The organism is Saccharopolyspora sp. CA-218241 (assembly GCF_050954615.1).
In the GTDB taxonomy this organism is placed as follows: Bacteria; Actinomycetota; Actinomycetes; order Mycobacteriales; family Pseudonocardiaceae; genus Saccharopolyspora; species Saccharopolyspora cebuensis.
Window position 1 is genome coordinate 4667801 of sequence record NZ_CP191860.1, and the last position, 13110, is coordinate 4680910.

The following is a 13110-nucleotide window of genomic DNA, read 5'->3' on the forward strand; positions in this document are numbered from 1 at the left end:
CGCGGCCCCCTCACCAGGGGTGCGCGGACCTGTCGGCTACACTGATCCGGTCCCGGGTGGCGATGCCTGGGCGACCGGTTCTCCGGGCTGCACGCGCAGCCAACGGCGGTGAGCGCCAAGCGCGGTCACCCCTGGGTGACGAGTCCTCCCGATCGCGGGAACGGCTTGCGCGGCCCTCATCGCCGCAACCGTCGAGCAAAGTTAAGGGGTGTCTGACGTGGCTGCCGTCTGCGACGTCTGCGACAAGGGACCAGGCTTCGGCAACTCGGTCTCGCACTCCCACCGGAAGACCAAGCGCCGGTGGAACCCGAACATCCAGACCGTGCACGCCAAGATCGGTCTGTCCCAGCGCAAGCGCATGAACGTGTGCACCTCCTGCCTCAAGGCGGGCAAGGTCGTGCGCGGCTGAGGAACGTGCGTCGAGCCCCGGGACCGCCAGCGGCCCGGGGCTCTTTCGCGCGCCCGCTCGCAGCTCCCGTGGTGCGCATCACCGGGTGCCCCGGCACGCGCCCCGCGGCCCCGAGACCCCAACCACCACCGGGCGTCACTCGGAAGATCCGTGAGTGAGGGGCACCCTTGCCCAAGTAACTTGGACAAGGGTGCCCCTCACCTCGGTGAAGTCCGCTCGGGTGGGTGGGGTTCCGGCGTGTCAGCCGAACCAGGAGCGCCAGCGGGGTTCGATCTCGCGCCACTCCGCGTCCCACGCCGCGAGCCGTCGGCGCAGCACCCACCAGCGCGCGCCCGCGTAGAGCAGCGCGGTGACCGACGCCGAGCCGAGCAGCACCGCCGCCCCGGCCAGTCCGGCGCCGCGCGCCACCTCGGCCGCCGACAGCGGCGGCGCGGTCACCCGCCCGCGCTCGTCCAGCCACAGCGGTATCGAGGCGGGCACCCCCGCCTCCGCCGGGATCTCCACCGTCGCGACCCGCTCGTCCGGTGGTCGCCCCCACCGCACCGTCACCGAGCGCTCCAGCGTGCCCGCCGACCGCACCTCCGCGACGTCCGCGACGACCTGGCGCCGGACGGCGCGCTCCCGCTCGGCCTGGCGCATCCCGGAACTGCGCTGCTGCTCGGCGATCCCGGCGGCGGCACCCACCGCGATGGCCGCCAGCAGCAGCACGACGACCAGCGCGATCGGTTCGAAGCGGTCCGTGCGGCGGCGCAGCGGGTTGGGTCCGGGCCAGATCCGCCGGACGAAGCGTTCGAGTCCCCCCATGACGACGTCCTCCGCGATGCGGGCGGTGGACGGCCACGGTACGACCGGGCCGCAGTGGTCACCAGCCGACCGCGACCGCACCTCGCAGGACGCCGCCGTGCAGCGGATCTCCGACGCCGCTCGGTCCACGGCCGCACCTCGCGGGAGGCCCGAGGGGGCGGTTCGCTACGGCAGCTTCCAGTCGATCGGCTCGTCGCCGCGCTCGGCGAGGATCTCGTTGACCCGGCTGAACGGGCGGGAGCCGAAGAAGCCGCGGTCGGCCGACATCGGGCTCGGGTGCGGGGACTCGACGCAGGGCACGCCGGGCATCATCGGGCGCAGGTCGCGGGCGTCCCGGCCCCACAGCACGGCCACCATCGGCTCCTCCCGGGCGGCCAGCGCGCGGATCGCCTGCGCGGTGACCTCCTCCCAGCCCTTGCCCCGGTGCGAGGCGGGCTTGCCGGGGCGGACGGTGAGCGCCCGGTTGAGCAGCAGCACGCCCCGCTCCGCCCACGGCGTGAGGTCGCCGCTGGTCGGCAGCGGGTGCCCGAGGTCGTCGCTGTACTCCTTGAAGATGTTGACCAGGCTGCGCGGCGGGCGGACGCCCGGCGCCACCGAGAAGCTCAGGCCCACCGCGTGCCCCGGGGTCGGGTACGGGTCCTGACCGACGATGAGCACCCGCACGTCCCGGAACGGCTGCTGGAACGCGCGCAGCACGTGCTCGCCGGCGGGGAGGTAGGTCTGCCCGTCGGCGACCTCCGCACGCAGGAACTCGCCCATCGCGGCGATGCGGTCGGCGACCGGCTCCAGGGCTTGCGCCCAGCCGGCTTCCACGGTGTCGTGCAGCGGACGTGCGGCCATGGCCGAACACGATAGCGAGGGCCGAGATCGTCCCGCCGCCAGGCCCCGCCCCCGCCGTGGCGGCTCCGCCGCTGTGACCGACCGCACACCCGTTCGCGGTAATACGGGCGGAGATCCGGGTAACCACCACCGCACCAGACCCCCTCCCCGGGTCGTTTCCGCCCGTCACCCGGAGCGCGCGCGGTCCTCTCGGGCGCGCGCCGGGACGGGGGGCGGGACGCGGCTCCGGTGATCTTTTCCATAAAGCAAATAGACGCGGAATGGACACAACTCGGTCAATTGGTGGCCCCGTCCTGGCCACTGGGCTAGGTTCTGCGTATTCCGAATCGACCACGAACGTGGACGCCCGGAGGTGGCCCGCAAACCCATGACTTCGCAAGGAAATGCCCGCACGGAAGCCGAACAGCGGTCGCTGCTGCACCGCGCGGTCGGTGCGGCGGCGATCGGCAACACCACGGAGTGGTACGACTTCGGCGTCTACGCCTACGTGGCGGCCTACGTCGGACACCAGTTCTTCCCCGGGCCGCTGGAGACGGTCTCGGCCTTCGGTGTCTTCGCGATCTCCTTCCTGTTCCGCCCGCTGGGCAGCCTGTTCTTCGGGCCGCTCGGCGACCGGATCGGCAGGCAGCGCGTACTCGCGATCACGATCCTGCTGATGTCGGGCTCGACTTTCGTGATCGGTTTGTTGCCGACTTACGACACGATCGGCATCTTCGCGCCGATGCTGCTGCTGCTCTGCCGGTTGCTGCAAGGATTCTCGACCGGTGGTGAATACGGCGGCGCCGCGACCTACATCGCGGAGTTCGCCCCGACCAAGCGGCGCGGCTTCTACGGGAGCTGGCTCGAATTCGGCACGCTGTTCGGATTCGGACTCGGCGCACTGGTGCCGACGCTGCTGATCCTCAACCTGGACTCCGCGCAGATGGAGACCTGGGGCTGGCGGGTGCCGTTCCTGATCGCCGGTCCGCTCGGCGGGGTCGGGCTCTACCTCCGGAAGAAGCTGGAGGACACCCCGGCATTCAACGAGCTCAAGGAATCGCACAAGATCGCGAAGTCGCCGCTGAAGGCGCTGGTCCGCCAGTGGTGGCGGCAGTTGCTGATCCTGATGGGCATCGTCGTCCTGATCAACGTCGCGAACTACACGATCCTGACCTACATGGAGACCTACCTGGCCGACACCCTGGAGGTGCCGGAGGGGCAGGAGTACCAGGTCCTGGTCCCGCTGCTGCTCACCGTGGTCTTCATGATGGTGCTGATCACCCCGGTCGGCGCGCTGTCGGACAAGGTCGGCCGCAAACCGCTGTTCCTGTCCGCGGCGATCTGCTTCCTGGTGCTGCCGATCCCGGCGTTCATGCTGATCTCGCAGGGCACCGTGCTCACCACGGTCCTGGGCCTGGCGCTGCTGGGCGTCGGGCACGTGCAGCTCATCGGGCCGCTGGCCTCGACGCTGCCCGCGATGTTCCCGACCACGGTGCGCTACGCGGCGTTCTCCATCGGCTACAACATCTCCACCGCGCTGTTCGGCGGCACCGCGCCGCTGATCAACGACGCCGTGGTGGGGGCGACCGGGAACACCTTCTTCCCGGCGTACTACCTGATGGGCGCCGCGCTGATCGCGCTGATCCCGATCATCCTGATGAAGGAGACGGCGAAGCAGCCGCTGATGGGTTCCACGGAATCCGAGACGGCGCGGATGCCGACGAACTGACCGCATGGCGAATTCGGGCCCCCGGTGCGCCGGGGGCCCGAATTCGTGCTCAGCGCCAGTGCTGCCAGCCCGAGGGGCCCTCGTACTCGGCGCCGTCCACGACGACGCCGCCGCCCGCGGTCACCGCCCCGATCGCGCGCCACCCCTCGGGCAGCGCCACCTCCGCCGGGAACGTCGCGGCCAGCGCCTGGTCCTCGCCGCCGGTGAGCACCCAGTGCCGGGCGTCGGCGCCCAGCGCCGAACCCACTTCCAGCAGCCGTTGCGGCACGTCGAGCTGCTCGGTGCGCACGTCGATGCCGACCCCGGAGGCGGCGGCGACGTGGCCGAGGTCGGCGAGCAGCCCGTCGGAGACGTCGACCATCGCGGTCGCTCCCCCGGCGGCGGCCAGCGGCCCGGCCGCGTACGGCGGTTCCGGCACCCGGTGCGCGCCGACCACCGCGACCGGGGAGCGGAAACCCCGCCCCAGCACGGCGAGCCCGGCCGCCGACCAGCCGAGGCGCCCGGCCACCGCGACCACGTCCCCGGGCCGCGCGCCCGCGCGGGTCACCGGCTCGCGGCCCTGGAGGTCGCCGAGGGCGGTGATCGAGATCGTCAGCGCGGTGGCCGACACCACGTCACCGCCGACCACCCCGGCCCCGACGGCCTGTGCTTCTTCCCACATGCCCCCGAACAGCTCGTCGACCAGCTCGGTGGACGAGTCCGGCGGGCACGCCAGCCCGACCAGCAGACCGGTCGGCACCGCGCCCATCGCCGCGATGTCGGAGAGGTTCACCGCCACCGCCTTGCGACCCACCTGCCGGGGCGCGGACCAGTCGAAACGGAAGTGCACCTGCTCCACGAGCACGTCGGTGGTGGCGACGACCCGGCCGTCCGGCGCCGCGAGCACCGCCGCGTCGTCGCCGGGACCGAGGAGCGTGCCCGCGGGCTGCTCCCGACCGGTGGTCACCCGGTCGATGAGACCGAACTCACCCACCTGGGAGACGGTCTGTGCGTCCTGCGACGAATCCGGACCCAACTGGGACCTTCCTTCCTTGAGCGTCCGCTCGGTCCGATGGGGTAGCTTCCCTGCCAGTTTCCTACCCGATAATCCGAGCTGATCGAAGGGCGCGCCGTGGTTCAGGCATACATCCTCATCCAGACCGAAGTCGGCAGGGCCGCCGCCGTCGCCGCCGAGATCTCCGGATCACCCGGGGTCATCAGCGCCGAAGACGTCACCGGACCGTATGACGTGATCGTGCGCGCCGAGGCGGAGAACGTCGACCTGCTCGGCAAGATGGTCGTGGCCAAGATCCAGAACGTCGAGGGGATCACCCGCACCCTCACCTGCCCCGTGGTCCACCTCTGAGCGCCTGACCCGCCTCGGGTGGCGTCTCGCTGCGCCCCCGAGGTACCGCAGCGCTCCGCACCGGGCCGGTGCGGAGCGCCCTGTCGCAGGTCACCCCGTCGGCGGACGGCGGCGCGGCGCGTGCTGTAGTGGTCGGCGTGGCTGACGAACCCGCGATCCCCCGTCCGGTGCTGGCCGTGGCGATCGGCCTGGCCGTGCTGCTGGCCGTCGCGGTCGCCGGTATCGGCGGCTACGCGACCTACACCGAGAACCAGCGGCAGGCCGCCGTCGAGCAGGCCGAGCGCGAGCGGCGCACCGGTCCGCTCCCGCTGGCGCCGGTGCCCGCCCCGGACGCCGGGAGCCCGGGGTGCGGCGCCGTGCTGGCCGCGCTGCCCGAGGAGATGCCCGTCGGCGACGCCCGGGTGCCGCGCCGGGAGCTGGCCGAGCCCGCTCCGGAGGCCACCGCGGCGTGGGGCGACGCCGAGCACGATCCGATCACCGTCCGGTGCGGGGTCGGCGCGCCCGCCGAGCTGACCCCGACCTCCCCGCTGCTGTCGGTCTCCGGCGTCGGCTGGCTGGAGGTCAGCACCGGCGGCAACACGTCGTACTTCGCCGTGGACCGCCCGGTGCTGGTGGCGCTGACCATGCCCGAGGGCTCCGGGACCGCGCCGCTGCAGGAGCTCTCCCGCGTGGTGGGCGACGCGCTGCCCCGGACCCCGGTGTTCGGCTGAGGGCTGTTCGACTGAGGGTCCGCTCGCGCCGCTTCCCGATCAGCGCAGGCCGGTCCCCCGGCTGAGCGCGGTGTCGATCAGCGTGGTCAGCAGCGTCGGGTAGTCCACCCCGGAGTGCGCCCACATCCGCGGGTACAGGGAGATCTCGGTGAAGCCCGGCATGGTGTTGACCTCGTTGACGATCAGCTCGCCGCCGTCGCTGAGGAAGAAGTCCACCCGCGCGAGCCCCTGGCACTCCAGGGCGCGGAAGGCGCGCAGCGCGGCGGCGCGCAACCCCTCGATCTCCGCGTCGTCGATCTTGGCGGGCAGGTCGAACTCGGTGACGTCGTCGAGGTACTTGGATTCGTAGTCGTACCAGTCGACGTCCCCGGTGACCCGCAGCTCGGCGGGCTGCGAGGCCTCGATCCGGCCGTCCGGGAACTCCAGCACGCCGCACTCGATCTCGCGGCCGACCACGGCGGCCTCGACGATCACCTTGGGGTCGGTCCGGCGGGCTTCGGCGATCGCCGCATCGAGATCGGCCCAGTCGGTGACCTTGGTGATCCCCAGCGAGGAACCGGCCCGCGCCGGCTTGACGAACACCGGCAGCCCGAGCCGGTCGCGCCCGGCCTGCTCCAGCGTCGCCTCGTCGCGCCGCAGCACCTCGTAGCGCCCGACCGCGAGCCCTTCGGCGGCGAGCAGCTTCTTGGTGTACTCCTTGTCCATCGACACCGCGCTGGAGAGCACGCCGGGGCCCGCGTAGGGCACGTCGGCCATCTCCAGCAGGCCCTGGATGGTCCCGTCCTCGCCGAACGCCCCGTGCAGCACCGGGAACACCACGTCCACCGCGGACAGCACCTCGCCGCCGCGGCCCGGTTCGAGCAGGACCAGCTCCCGCCGGGTCGGGTCGCCGGGCAGCGCCAGGGCGGTACCCGAGGTCACCTCCGGCTCCGCCCGGTCGCGGATGCGCAGTTGCTCCGGGTCCTCGGTGCCGAGCACCCAGGCGCCTTCGCGGGTGATGCCGACGGGCACCACCTCGAAGCGGTCGCGGTCGAGGTGTTCGAGGACGCTGCCCCCGGACACGCAGGAAATGCCGTGTTCGGTGCTGCGTCCGCCGAAGACGACCGCCACCCGGATCTTGCGCTGTGTCATGCGCGCGACCCTACCTGCCGGGTGCCGCTGGGCCACTCGTGTGTCACCGCCGGGTGGCCCGGTATCAGCCGGTGATCGACGCGCACGCGCGGGCGAGTTCGGGGAGTGCGCGCTCCAGTTCGGAACGCGAGCAGGCGGCGTAACCGAGGGCGAGCCCGCACCACCGCTGCGGGCCGCAGTGGTGCCGCCGCAACCCGTCCAGCACCAGCCCGCGCTCCCGCCCCGCGGCGATCACCGCCGCCTCCGCGGCGGCGTCCGGCAGCGGCACCACGACGTGCGCACCGGCCTGGTCGCCGAACACCGCGACCCCGCGCGCGGTGAGCTCGTCGACGACCAGCGCGCGCCGCTGCGAGAGCTCCCGGCGCAACCGGCGCAGGTGCCTGCCCAGATCGCCGTTGCGGGCGAACTCGGCGAGCACCCGCTGCCCGGCCGGGGCGGGCGTGGTCCCGGTCCGGTGCCGGTGCTCCAGCACCGCCGCGGCGACGTCCTCGGGCGCCAGCATCCAGCCCGCGCCGAGCGTCGGGGACAGGATCTTGCTCGTGGTGCCGAGGTGGACCACGACGTCGGGGGCCATCGAGGCCAGCACCGGCAGCGGCGCCACGTCGTAGCGCAACTCGCCGTCGTAGTCGTCCTCCACCACCAGCCACCCCGCCGCCCGGGCCCGCTCCACCAGCGCGATCCGGCGCTCGGCGGGCAACCGGCCGCCGAGCGGGTACTGGTGTGCGGGCGAGCAGTACACCGCGCGCACCCGGTCCGGGAGGGCGTCCACCACGATCCCGGAGTGGTCCACCGGCGCGGGCACCACCTCGATCCCGGCGGCGCGCAGCGCCCCCACCGCCCGCTGGTAGCCGGGTTCCTCCACCGCGACCGCGCAGCCGCGGCCCAGCACGGCGGCGGCCAGCTCGCCCAGCGCGGCGGTCGTCCCCGCGGTGGCCAGCACGCTGCGCACGTCCAACCCGCCCGGGACCAGCCCGCGGTGGCGCAGCAGGTGCTCGGCCACCGCCTCCCGGTACTCGACGAGCCCGGCGCGCTGCGGGTGCGGATCCGGCGGTGCGTCGGCCGCCGCCCGCCAGGCGCGCCGCCACGCCGCCCGGTCGATGCCCTCGGCCCACGGGACCCCGGGGGTGAGCACCACCTCGTGCGGCGTCCGCTGCTCGGCACCGCCGGCCGCCGCGGCGATCGGGGCGGCCACCGCGCCCGGCGGTGTGGTGGTGACGAAGGTGCCCGAACCGCGCCGGCCCGCGATCCAGCCCTCCGCGTGGAGCTGCTCGTAGGCGGCGGCGGTGACCGTTCGGCTGATCCCGAGGTGGCGGGCCAGCGCGCGGGTCGAGGGCAGCCGGTCGCCGCCGCGCAAGGTCCCGATCGTCGCCGCGTGCCGCAGCGCGTCGGCGAGCTGCACCGCCAGCGGGCGCGGGTCCTCGCGGCGGAGTTCGACGGCGAGCTCCAGCAGCGGGGAGCTCGCCGCGGGCACGGCGTGTGGCATTCCGGAATTCTCCCAGATTGGCCCTTCAACACGGCCAATCGCGTCGTGATGCTGGTCCACGTGACGCTCTCCCCCACCGAACGCTCCACCGTCCGCCGCGGCGCCCACCGGGCCCGCCCCGACCGCGACGCGCTGCACCGGCTGCTCGACGACGCGCTGATCTGCCACCTCGGCGTGGTCGTCGACGGCGCGCCCCGGGTGCTGCCCACCTGTTTCGGGCGGCACGGCGACACGCTCTACCTGCACGGCTCCACCGGGGCGCGGAGCCTGCGCGAGGCGCCGCGGACCCAGGTGTGCGCCACCGTGACGCACCTGGACGGCATCGTCTACGCGCGGTCGCTGATGCACCACTCGGTCAACTACCGCTCGGCGGTGGTCCACGGCGAAGCGCGGCAGGTCACCGACGAGGACGAACGGCTGCTCGCCCTGCGGGTCATCAGCGAGCAGCTCGCCCCCGGTTCGTGGCAGCACGCCCGGCAGCCCGACCGCCGCGAGCTGGCGAAGACGGCGGTGCTCGCGCTCGACCTCACCGAGGCGGCGGTGAAGGTCCGCGCGACCGGCCCGAACGACGACCCCGAGGACGTGGCGGCGGGCACCGCCTGGGCGGGCGTGCTCCCGCTCCGCACCGCCTGGGGCGACCCGGAACCCAGCCCCGACCTGTCCCCGCCCCTGCCCGTACCCCCGCACGTCCGCGACCGCCCCAGGAAGCGACCGGAGTGAGGGGCACCCTTGTCCGAGTAAGGACCGCTTTCGCCAATGGCCTGCGTGGCGGTGCGGGTGGCGGAACCTCAGCGGTCCCCTCGCTGCGCCGATCACCTCCTGATGTACCCACGACGTACCCGGCGTCGGCGCTGTCCTCCCGAGAAGACCGCTGAGCGGTCACGTCCGAGCACGGGCCGCGGTGCCGGTTGACGGCCACACCGCATGCGGCTCCGCCGCATTCCGAAAGGACCCCCAATTCGGGCAAGGGTGCCCCTCACTCGGAACGGAGCGCCGGTTCGGGTCCGGTGTGGTCAGTCGTGCCGGAGGCGGCCGGTGACCGGGTCGTGGCCGTAGCGGGTCGTCCTGGCCCGCTCGGGGCGGTAGACGTGGAGGCTCACCGCCGGGTCGGGGCCGTCGTTGCGCACCCGGTGGACGTGGTCCGGGCCGAACACCCGGGACTGCCCGGGCCGCAGCACGTGCAGCGCCTCGCCGGCGGAGCGCACGACGGTTTCGGTGAGCGTGCCGGAGATCACGGTGAACGCACCGGTGGCGCTGCCGTGGTCGTGCAGGTCGGTGCGCTGGCCGGGCAGCCAGCTCAGCAACCAGGCCTCCCAGCCGTCGGCGCGGTGCAGCAGCCCCGCCCAGCGCTGGTCGGGGTCGTAGCGCAGCAGCGGCGCCCACGACGTGCGGTCGGCGGCGAGCTCGCGGGCGATGCGCACCGGGTGGGCGACGGCGAGACCGGAGGAGGCGGGCAGGGTGTTGGGCGGTACGGCGAACACGGGTGTCCTTCGCGATGACGGCTGATCCGGGCGGCGCGGGCCGCTCGGCTTGCGGGAGTCGATCAGCAGGAAGGACACAGCGCGCTGGCGACGCGGCGCAGGTCGATGTGACCTCGCCGGACGGTCATGGCGCGCAACAACACGCCAGGAACTGAACCAGCGCGCGCGGGACCGGTCAAGGCGCCGCCGCGTCATCTCACACGGAGGGGTAACCGTCGTCGCCCCGGAACGCGGCCGTCCGGCGCGGCCCGGGGCTCAGCCGAGGGCGTGCAGCACGTCGGCGACCAGATCGGCGGAATCCTCGCAGCCGCAGGAGAACCGCACGAATCCCGGCGCCACCGGGTCGCCCCACTGCGCCCGCCGGTCGACGGTGCTGTGCAGGCCGCCGAAGCTCGTCGCGGGCACCACCAGGCTGCTGCGCCGCACGAACTCCTCGACGGCCGCCGCGTCGGCCAGCTCGAACCGGAACACCCCGTTCCACCGCCGCATCTGCCGGGCGGCCGCCGCGTGCGACGGGTCGTCCGGGTCCCCCGGCCAGCGCAGCCCGCCGACCGCCGGGTGCCCGCGCAGCGCCGACACCAGCGCCGCCGCGTTCTCGGCCTGCCGGGCCAGCCGGAGGTCGAGGGTGCCCATGCTGCGGTGCACCAGCCAGGTCTCGAACGGGCCGGGGATGGCGCCGGAGAGCGTCCGGGCGCGTTCCAGCCGCTGCGCCAGTTCCGCGTCGCGCGTCGAGACGTGCCCCATCAGCACGTCGCTGTGCCCGGCCAGCGCCTTGGTGTCGCTGGCGAGCACGACATCGGCGCCGAGCTCCAGCGGGCGCTGGCCCAGCGGCGTCGCGGTGGTGTTGTCCACCGCCAGCAGCGCCCCGGCCGCGTGCGCGCGCTCGGCCAGCTCGGCGATGTCGCACACGTCCAGCCCGGGGTTGGACGGGGTTTCCAGCAGCACCAGGGCGGCCCCGGCGAAGACCTCGTCGGTCCACGGCCCCGGCGTCGGGATCTCCCGCACCTCCAGCTCCAGCGCGGCGAGCTCGTCGCGGACGAGCTGGCGGGTCGCGTAGTAGCCGTCGCTGGGCAGCACCAGGGTGTCGCCGTGGCGCAGCAGCGTCCGCAGCAGGGTGCTGATGGCGGCCATCCCCGACGGCAGCAGCACGCACCGCCCGCCGTCGAGGTCGCCGATCGCCGCTTCCAGCGCGCGCCAGGTCGGGTTGCCCGCGCGGCCGTAGAAGTCGGCGCCCTCGCCGAGGTGGTACGGCGCGGCGAACACCGGCCCGGCCAGCAGCGGCGTGCCCGCCACCGCGGGCGGGTGCCCGCCGTGCACGCTGCGGGTGCCGTCGCCCGGTCCGGTCGTGCTCATGGTTCCTCCCCGGTCATTCCGGTTTGCGCTCGCGGCCCAGCAGTTCGACGGCGGCGGGCGCCGGGGCCAGCCCCTCGTGGCAGACCCGGTGCACCACGTCGGCGATCGGCATCTCCACCCCGTACCGCGCGGCGAGCTGCCGGATCGACGAGCACGACTTCACGCCCTCGGCGACCTGCCCGTGCGCGGCGCGCTGCGCCTCGGCGACGGTCTCCCCGCGCCCCAGCCGCTCGCCGAAGGTGCGGTTGCGCGACAGCGGCGACATGCAGGTGGCCACCAGGTCGCCGAGCCCGGCCAGACCGGCGAAGGTCATCGGTTCGGCGCCCAGCGCCACGCCCAGCCGGGTCGTCTCGGCCAGGCCGCGGGTGATCAGCGAGGAGGCGGTGTTGTCGCCGAAGCCCAGGCCGACGGCCATCCCGCAGGCCAGCGCGATGACGTTCTTGCACGCGCCGGAGAGCTCGATGCCGATCAGGTCCACGTTGGTGTAAGGCCGGAAGTACGGCGTCGAGCAGGCCCGCTGGAAGGCCACCGCGCGGTCGTGGTCGGGGCACGCGACGACGGTGGCGGTCGGCTGCTCGGCGGCGATCTCCACGGCGAGGTTGGGCCCGGAGACCACCGCGACCCGGTCCATCGGCACGTCGGCGACCTCGCCGATCACCTGGCTCATCCGGTGCAGGGTGCTGAGCTCCACGCCCTTGGCCAGGCTCACCAGCGTGGCCTCCGGCGGCAGCAGCGGCTGCCAGCCCGCCAGGTTCTCCCGCAGCGTCTGGCTGGGCACCGCGAGCACCACCGCGTCGGCCCCGTGCACCGCCTCGGCGGCGTCGTCGGTGGCGCGCAGCCCCTCGGGCAGCTCGACGCCCGGCAGGTAGCCGCCGTTGCGGCGCTCGGCGTTGATCTCGTCGGCGACCTCGCGGCGGCGCGCCCACAGGCGCACCTCGGTGCCCGCGTCGGCGAGCACCTTGGCGAACGTGGTGCCCCACGAACCGGCGCCGAGCACGGCGACGCGGCGGACCGGCTCAACCGGCGCCATCGTCGTCCTTGCCCGGTCGCCGCACGGCGCTGTAGAAGTCCGCGGGCGGCTGCTCGCCGCGGATCTCCCCGAGCAGCTCCCGCACCCGGCTCATGGTCAGCCCGCTGACCTCCCGCAGCGTCGGGGTGTCGGGTTCGCCGTCGCGGTGGGCCGACAGGTCCATCGGCTCGCCGAAGGCGAAGTCGATCCGCTTGCGCGGCAGCGGCCGGAACTTCTTCCGGTAGTGGTCGTAGACCGCGCGGGTGCCCCAGCGGGCCGCGGGGATGACCGGGACGTCGTGGGTGAGGGCCAGCCGCGCCACGCCCAGCTTCGGCGTCATCGGCCAGCCGTCGGGGTCCTTGGTGATGGTGCCGTCCGGGTAGATCAGGACGACCTTGCCGTTCTCCAGCGCCTCGTGGGCCTGCCGGAGCGCCTTCTGCGCGTCGACGGTGCCGCGGAACACCGGGATCTGCTCCACGCCGACCAGCACGTTGCGCAGCACCGGGACGTTCCACAGCGAGTTCTTGGCCATGAACCGCGGCACCCGGGCGGCGCGGTGCACGGTCACCGCGTCGAAGACCGGGTCCAGGTGCGACACGTGGTTGAGCACGATCAGCGCGGGGCCCTCGGCCGGGATGTGGTGCAGGCCACGGACCCGGGTGCGGGCCAGCGCGCCGGTGAGCGGGTAGAAGACGGCGCGGGCCAGCCCGAGCCAGAACTTGCCCGTCCCCTTGCCGCCTTCGCTGGTCCGCCTCCGCCTGCGCCGGAGGCTCCTGGGTTCGGCCACGGCTACTCCTTTTCGTCGCGAGCGCTGGACAAGTTACCCGCTGCCCGGAC

15 protein-coding genes are annotated in these 13110 nt (G+C 73.8%); 5 read left to right on the forward strand and 10 right to left on the reverse strand.

Annotated elements, in window-relative coordinates; translation table 11 throughout:
- Positions 1-217: 217 nt before the first annotated feature.
- Positions 218-409, forward strand: a complete 192-nt coding sequence (gene rpmB, locus ACQP0T_RS22205; protein ID WP_345367831.1) for a 50S ribosomal protein L28 — start codon at positions 218-220, stop codon at positions 407-409.
- A gap of 240 nt (positions 410-649) precedes the next feature.
- On the opposite strand, the gene ACQP0T_RS22210 is transcribed toward rpmB, so the two are convergent.
- A complete protein-coding gene (locus tag ACQP0T_RS22210; protein ID WP_433869811.1) occupies positions 650-1213 on the reverse strand; it encodes an Rv1733c family protein in 564 nt (187 codons plus the stop codon).
- A gap of 165 nt (positions 1214-1378) precedes the next feature.
- Positions 1379-2053 (reverse strand): uracil-DNA glycosylase, encoded by a 675-nt coding sequence (locus ACQP0T_RS22215; RefSeq protein WP_345367770.1) that lies wholly within the window; start codon positions 2051-2053, stop codon positions 1379-1381.
- 367 nt (positions 2054-2420) lie between these two features.
- On the opposite strand from ACQP0T_RS22215, the gene ACQP0T_RS22220 reads away from it, so the two are divergent.
- Entirely contained in the window at positions 2421-3761 is a 1341-nt protein-coding gene (locus ACQP0T_RS22220; RefSeq protein WP_433869812.1) for an MFS transporter, read from the forward strand.
- 49 nt (positions 3762-3810) lie between these two features.
- On the opposite strand, the gene ACQP0T_RS22225 is transcribed toward ACQP0T_RS22220, so the two are convergent.
- Positions 3811-4776, reverse strand: a complete 966-nt coding sequence (locus ACQP0T_RS22225; RefSeq protein WP_433869813.1) for a thiamine-phosphate kinase — start codon at positions 4774-4776, stop codon at positions 3811-3813.
- A gap of 96 nt (positions 4777-4872) precedes the next feature.
- On the opposite strand from ACQP0T_RS22225, the gene ACQP0T_RS22230 reads away from it, so the two are divergent.
- Together ACQP0T_RS22230 and ACQP0T_RS22235 are read left to right on the forward strand one after the other, a co-directional pair.
- On the forward strand, positions 4873-5106 hold the full coding sequence (locus ACQP0T_RS22230; protein ID WP_345367767.1) for an Lrp/AsnC ligand binding domain-containing protein: 234 nt from the start codon (positions 4873-4875) through the stop codon (positions 5104-5106).
- Positions 5107-5243: 137 nt separating this feature from the next.
- Entirely contained in the window at positions 5244-5816 is a 573-nt protein-coding gene (locus ACQP0T_RS22235) for a DUF3515 domain-containing protein (RefSeq protein ID WP_433869814.1), read from the forward strand.
- A gap of 39 nt (positions 5817-5855) precedes the next feature.
- Here the strand turns inward: ACQP0T_RS22235 and ACQP0T_RS22240 are convergent, their stop codons facing one another.
- Complete coding sequence (locus ACQP0T_RS22240; RefSeq protein WP_433869815.1) at positions 5856-6947, reverse strand: D-alanine--D-alanine ligase family protein; 1092 nt, start codon at positions 6945-6947, stop codon at positions 5856-5858.
- A 64-nt stretch (positions 6948-7011) separates the two neighbouring features.
- On the reverse strand, positions 7012-8430 hold the full coding sequence (locus ACQP0T_RS22245) for a PLP-dependent aminotransferase family protein (protein WP_433869816.1): 1419 nt from the start codon (positions 8428-8430) through the stop codon (positions 7012-7014).
- 48 nt (positions 8431-8478) lie between these two features.
- On the opposite strand from ACQP0T_RS22245, the gene ACQP0T_RS22250 reads away from it, so the two are divergent.
- Complete coding sequence (locus ACQP0T_RS22250; protein WP_433869817.1) at positions 8479-9150, forward strand: pyridoxamine 5'-phosphate oxidase family protein; 672 nt, start codon at positions 8479-8481, stop codon at positions 9148-9150.
- Positions 9151-9443: 293 nt separating this feature from the next.
- On the opposite strand, the gene ACQP0T_RS22255 is transcribed toward ACQP0T_RS22250, so the two are convergent.
- The 5 genes from ACQP0T_RS22255 to ACQP0T_RS22275 all read right to left on the reverse strand — a co-directional run bounded on the left by ACQP0T_RS22255 (position 9444) and on the right by ACQP0T_RS22275 (position 13060).
- Positions 9444-9911: a cysteine dioxygenase gene (locus ACQP0T_RS22255; protein ID WP_433869818.1), complete on the reverse strand. Its 468-nt coding sequence runs from the start codon at positions 9909-9911 to the stop codon at positions 9444-9446.
- A gap of 62 nt (positions 9912-9973) precedes the next feature.
- On the reverse strand, positions 9974-10039 hold the full coding sequence (locus ACQP0T_RS22260; protein WP_369774600.1) for a putative leader peptide: 66 nt from the start codon (positions 10037-10039) through the stop codon (positions 9974-9976).
- A gap of 127 nt (positions 10040-10166) precedes the next feature.
- Positions 10167-11264 (reverse strand): cystathionine gamma-lyase, encoded by a 1098-nt coding sequence (locus ACQP0T_RS22265; RefSeq protein ID WP_345367761.1) that lies wholly within the window; start codon positions 11262-11264, stop codon positions 10167-10169.
- 13 nt (positions 11265-11277) lie between these two features.
- The gene (locus tag ACQP0T_RS22270; RefSeq protein ID WP_433869819.1) at positions 11278-12294 is read right to left on the reverse strand and encodes an NAD(P)H-dependent glycerol-3-phosphate dehydrogenase; all 1017 of its coding nucleotides are present in this window, start codon (positions 12292-12294) and stop codon (positions 11278-11280) included.
- A complete protein-coding gene (locus tag ACQP0T_RS22275) occupies positions 12281-13060 on the reverse strand; it encodes a lysophospholipid acyltransferase family protein (protein WP_433869820.1) in 780 nt (259 codons plus the stop codon). The genes ACQP0T_RS22270 and ACQP0T_RS22275 overlap by 14 nt, the downstream gene beginning before the upstream one ends.
- Positions 13061-13110: the final 50 nt, after the last annotated feature.

Excerpts from the sequence above, each read along its gene's own strand:
- ACQP0T_RS22270 (WP_433869819.1), bottom strand. The coding sequence starts at position 12,294 with ATGGCGCCGGTTGAGCCGGTCCGCCGCGTCGCCGTGCTCGGCGCCGGT.
- ACQP0T_RS22245 (WP_433869816.1), bottom strand. The coding sequence starts at position 8,430 with ATGCCACACGCCGTGCCCGCGGCGAGCTCCCCGCTGCTGGAGCTCGCC.
- ACQP0T_RS22240 (WP_433869815.1), bottom strand. The coding sequence starts at position 6,947 with ATGACACAGCGCAAGATCCGGGTGGCGGTCGTCTTCGGCGGACGCAGC.
- ACQP0T_RS22215 (WP_345367770.1), bottom strand. The coding sequence starts at position 2,053 with ATGGCCGCACGTCCGCTGCACGACACCGTGGAAGCCGGCTGGGCGCAA.
- ACQP0T_RS22265 (WP_345367761.1), bottom strand. The coding sequence starts at position 11,264 with ATGAGCACGACCGGACCGGGCGACGGCACCCGCAGCGTGCACGGCGGG.
- ACQP0T_RS22250 (WP_433869817.1), top strand. The coding sequence starts at position 8,479 with ATGCTGGTCCACGTGACGCTCTCCCCCACCGAACGCTCCACCGTCCGC.
- ACQP0T_RS22210 (WP_433869811.1), bottom strand. The coding sequence starts at position 1,213 with ATGGGGGGACTCGAACGCTTCGTCCGGCGGATCTGGCCCGGACCCAAC.
- ACQP0T_RS22220 (WP_433869812.1), top strand. The coding sequence starts at position 2,421 with ATGACTTCGCAAGGAAATGCCCGCACGGAAGCCGAACAGCGGTCGCTG.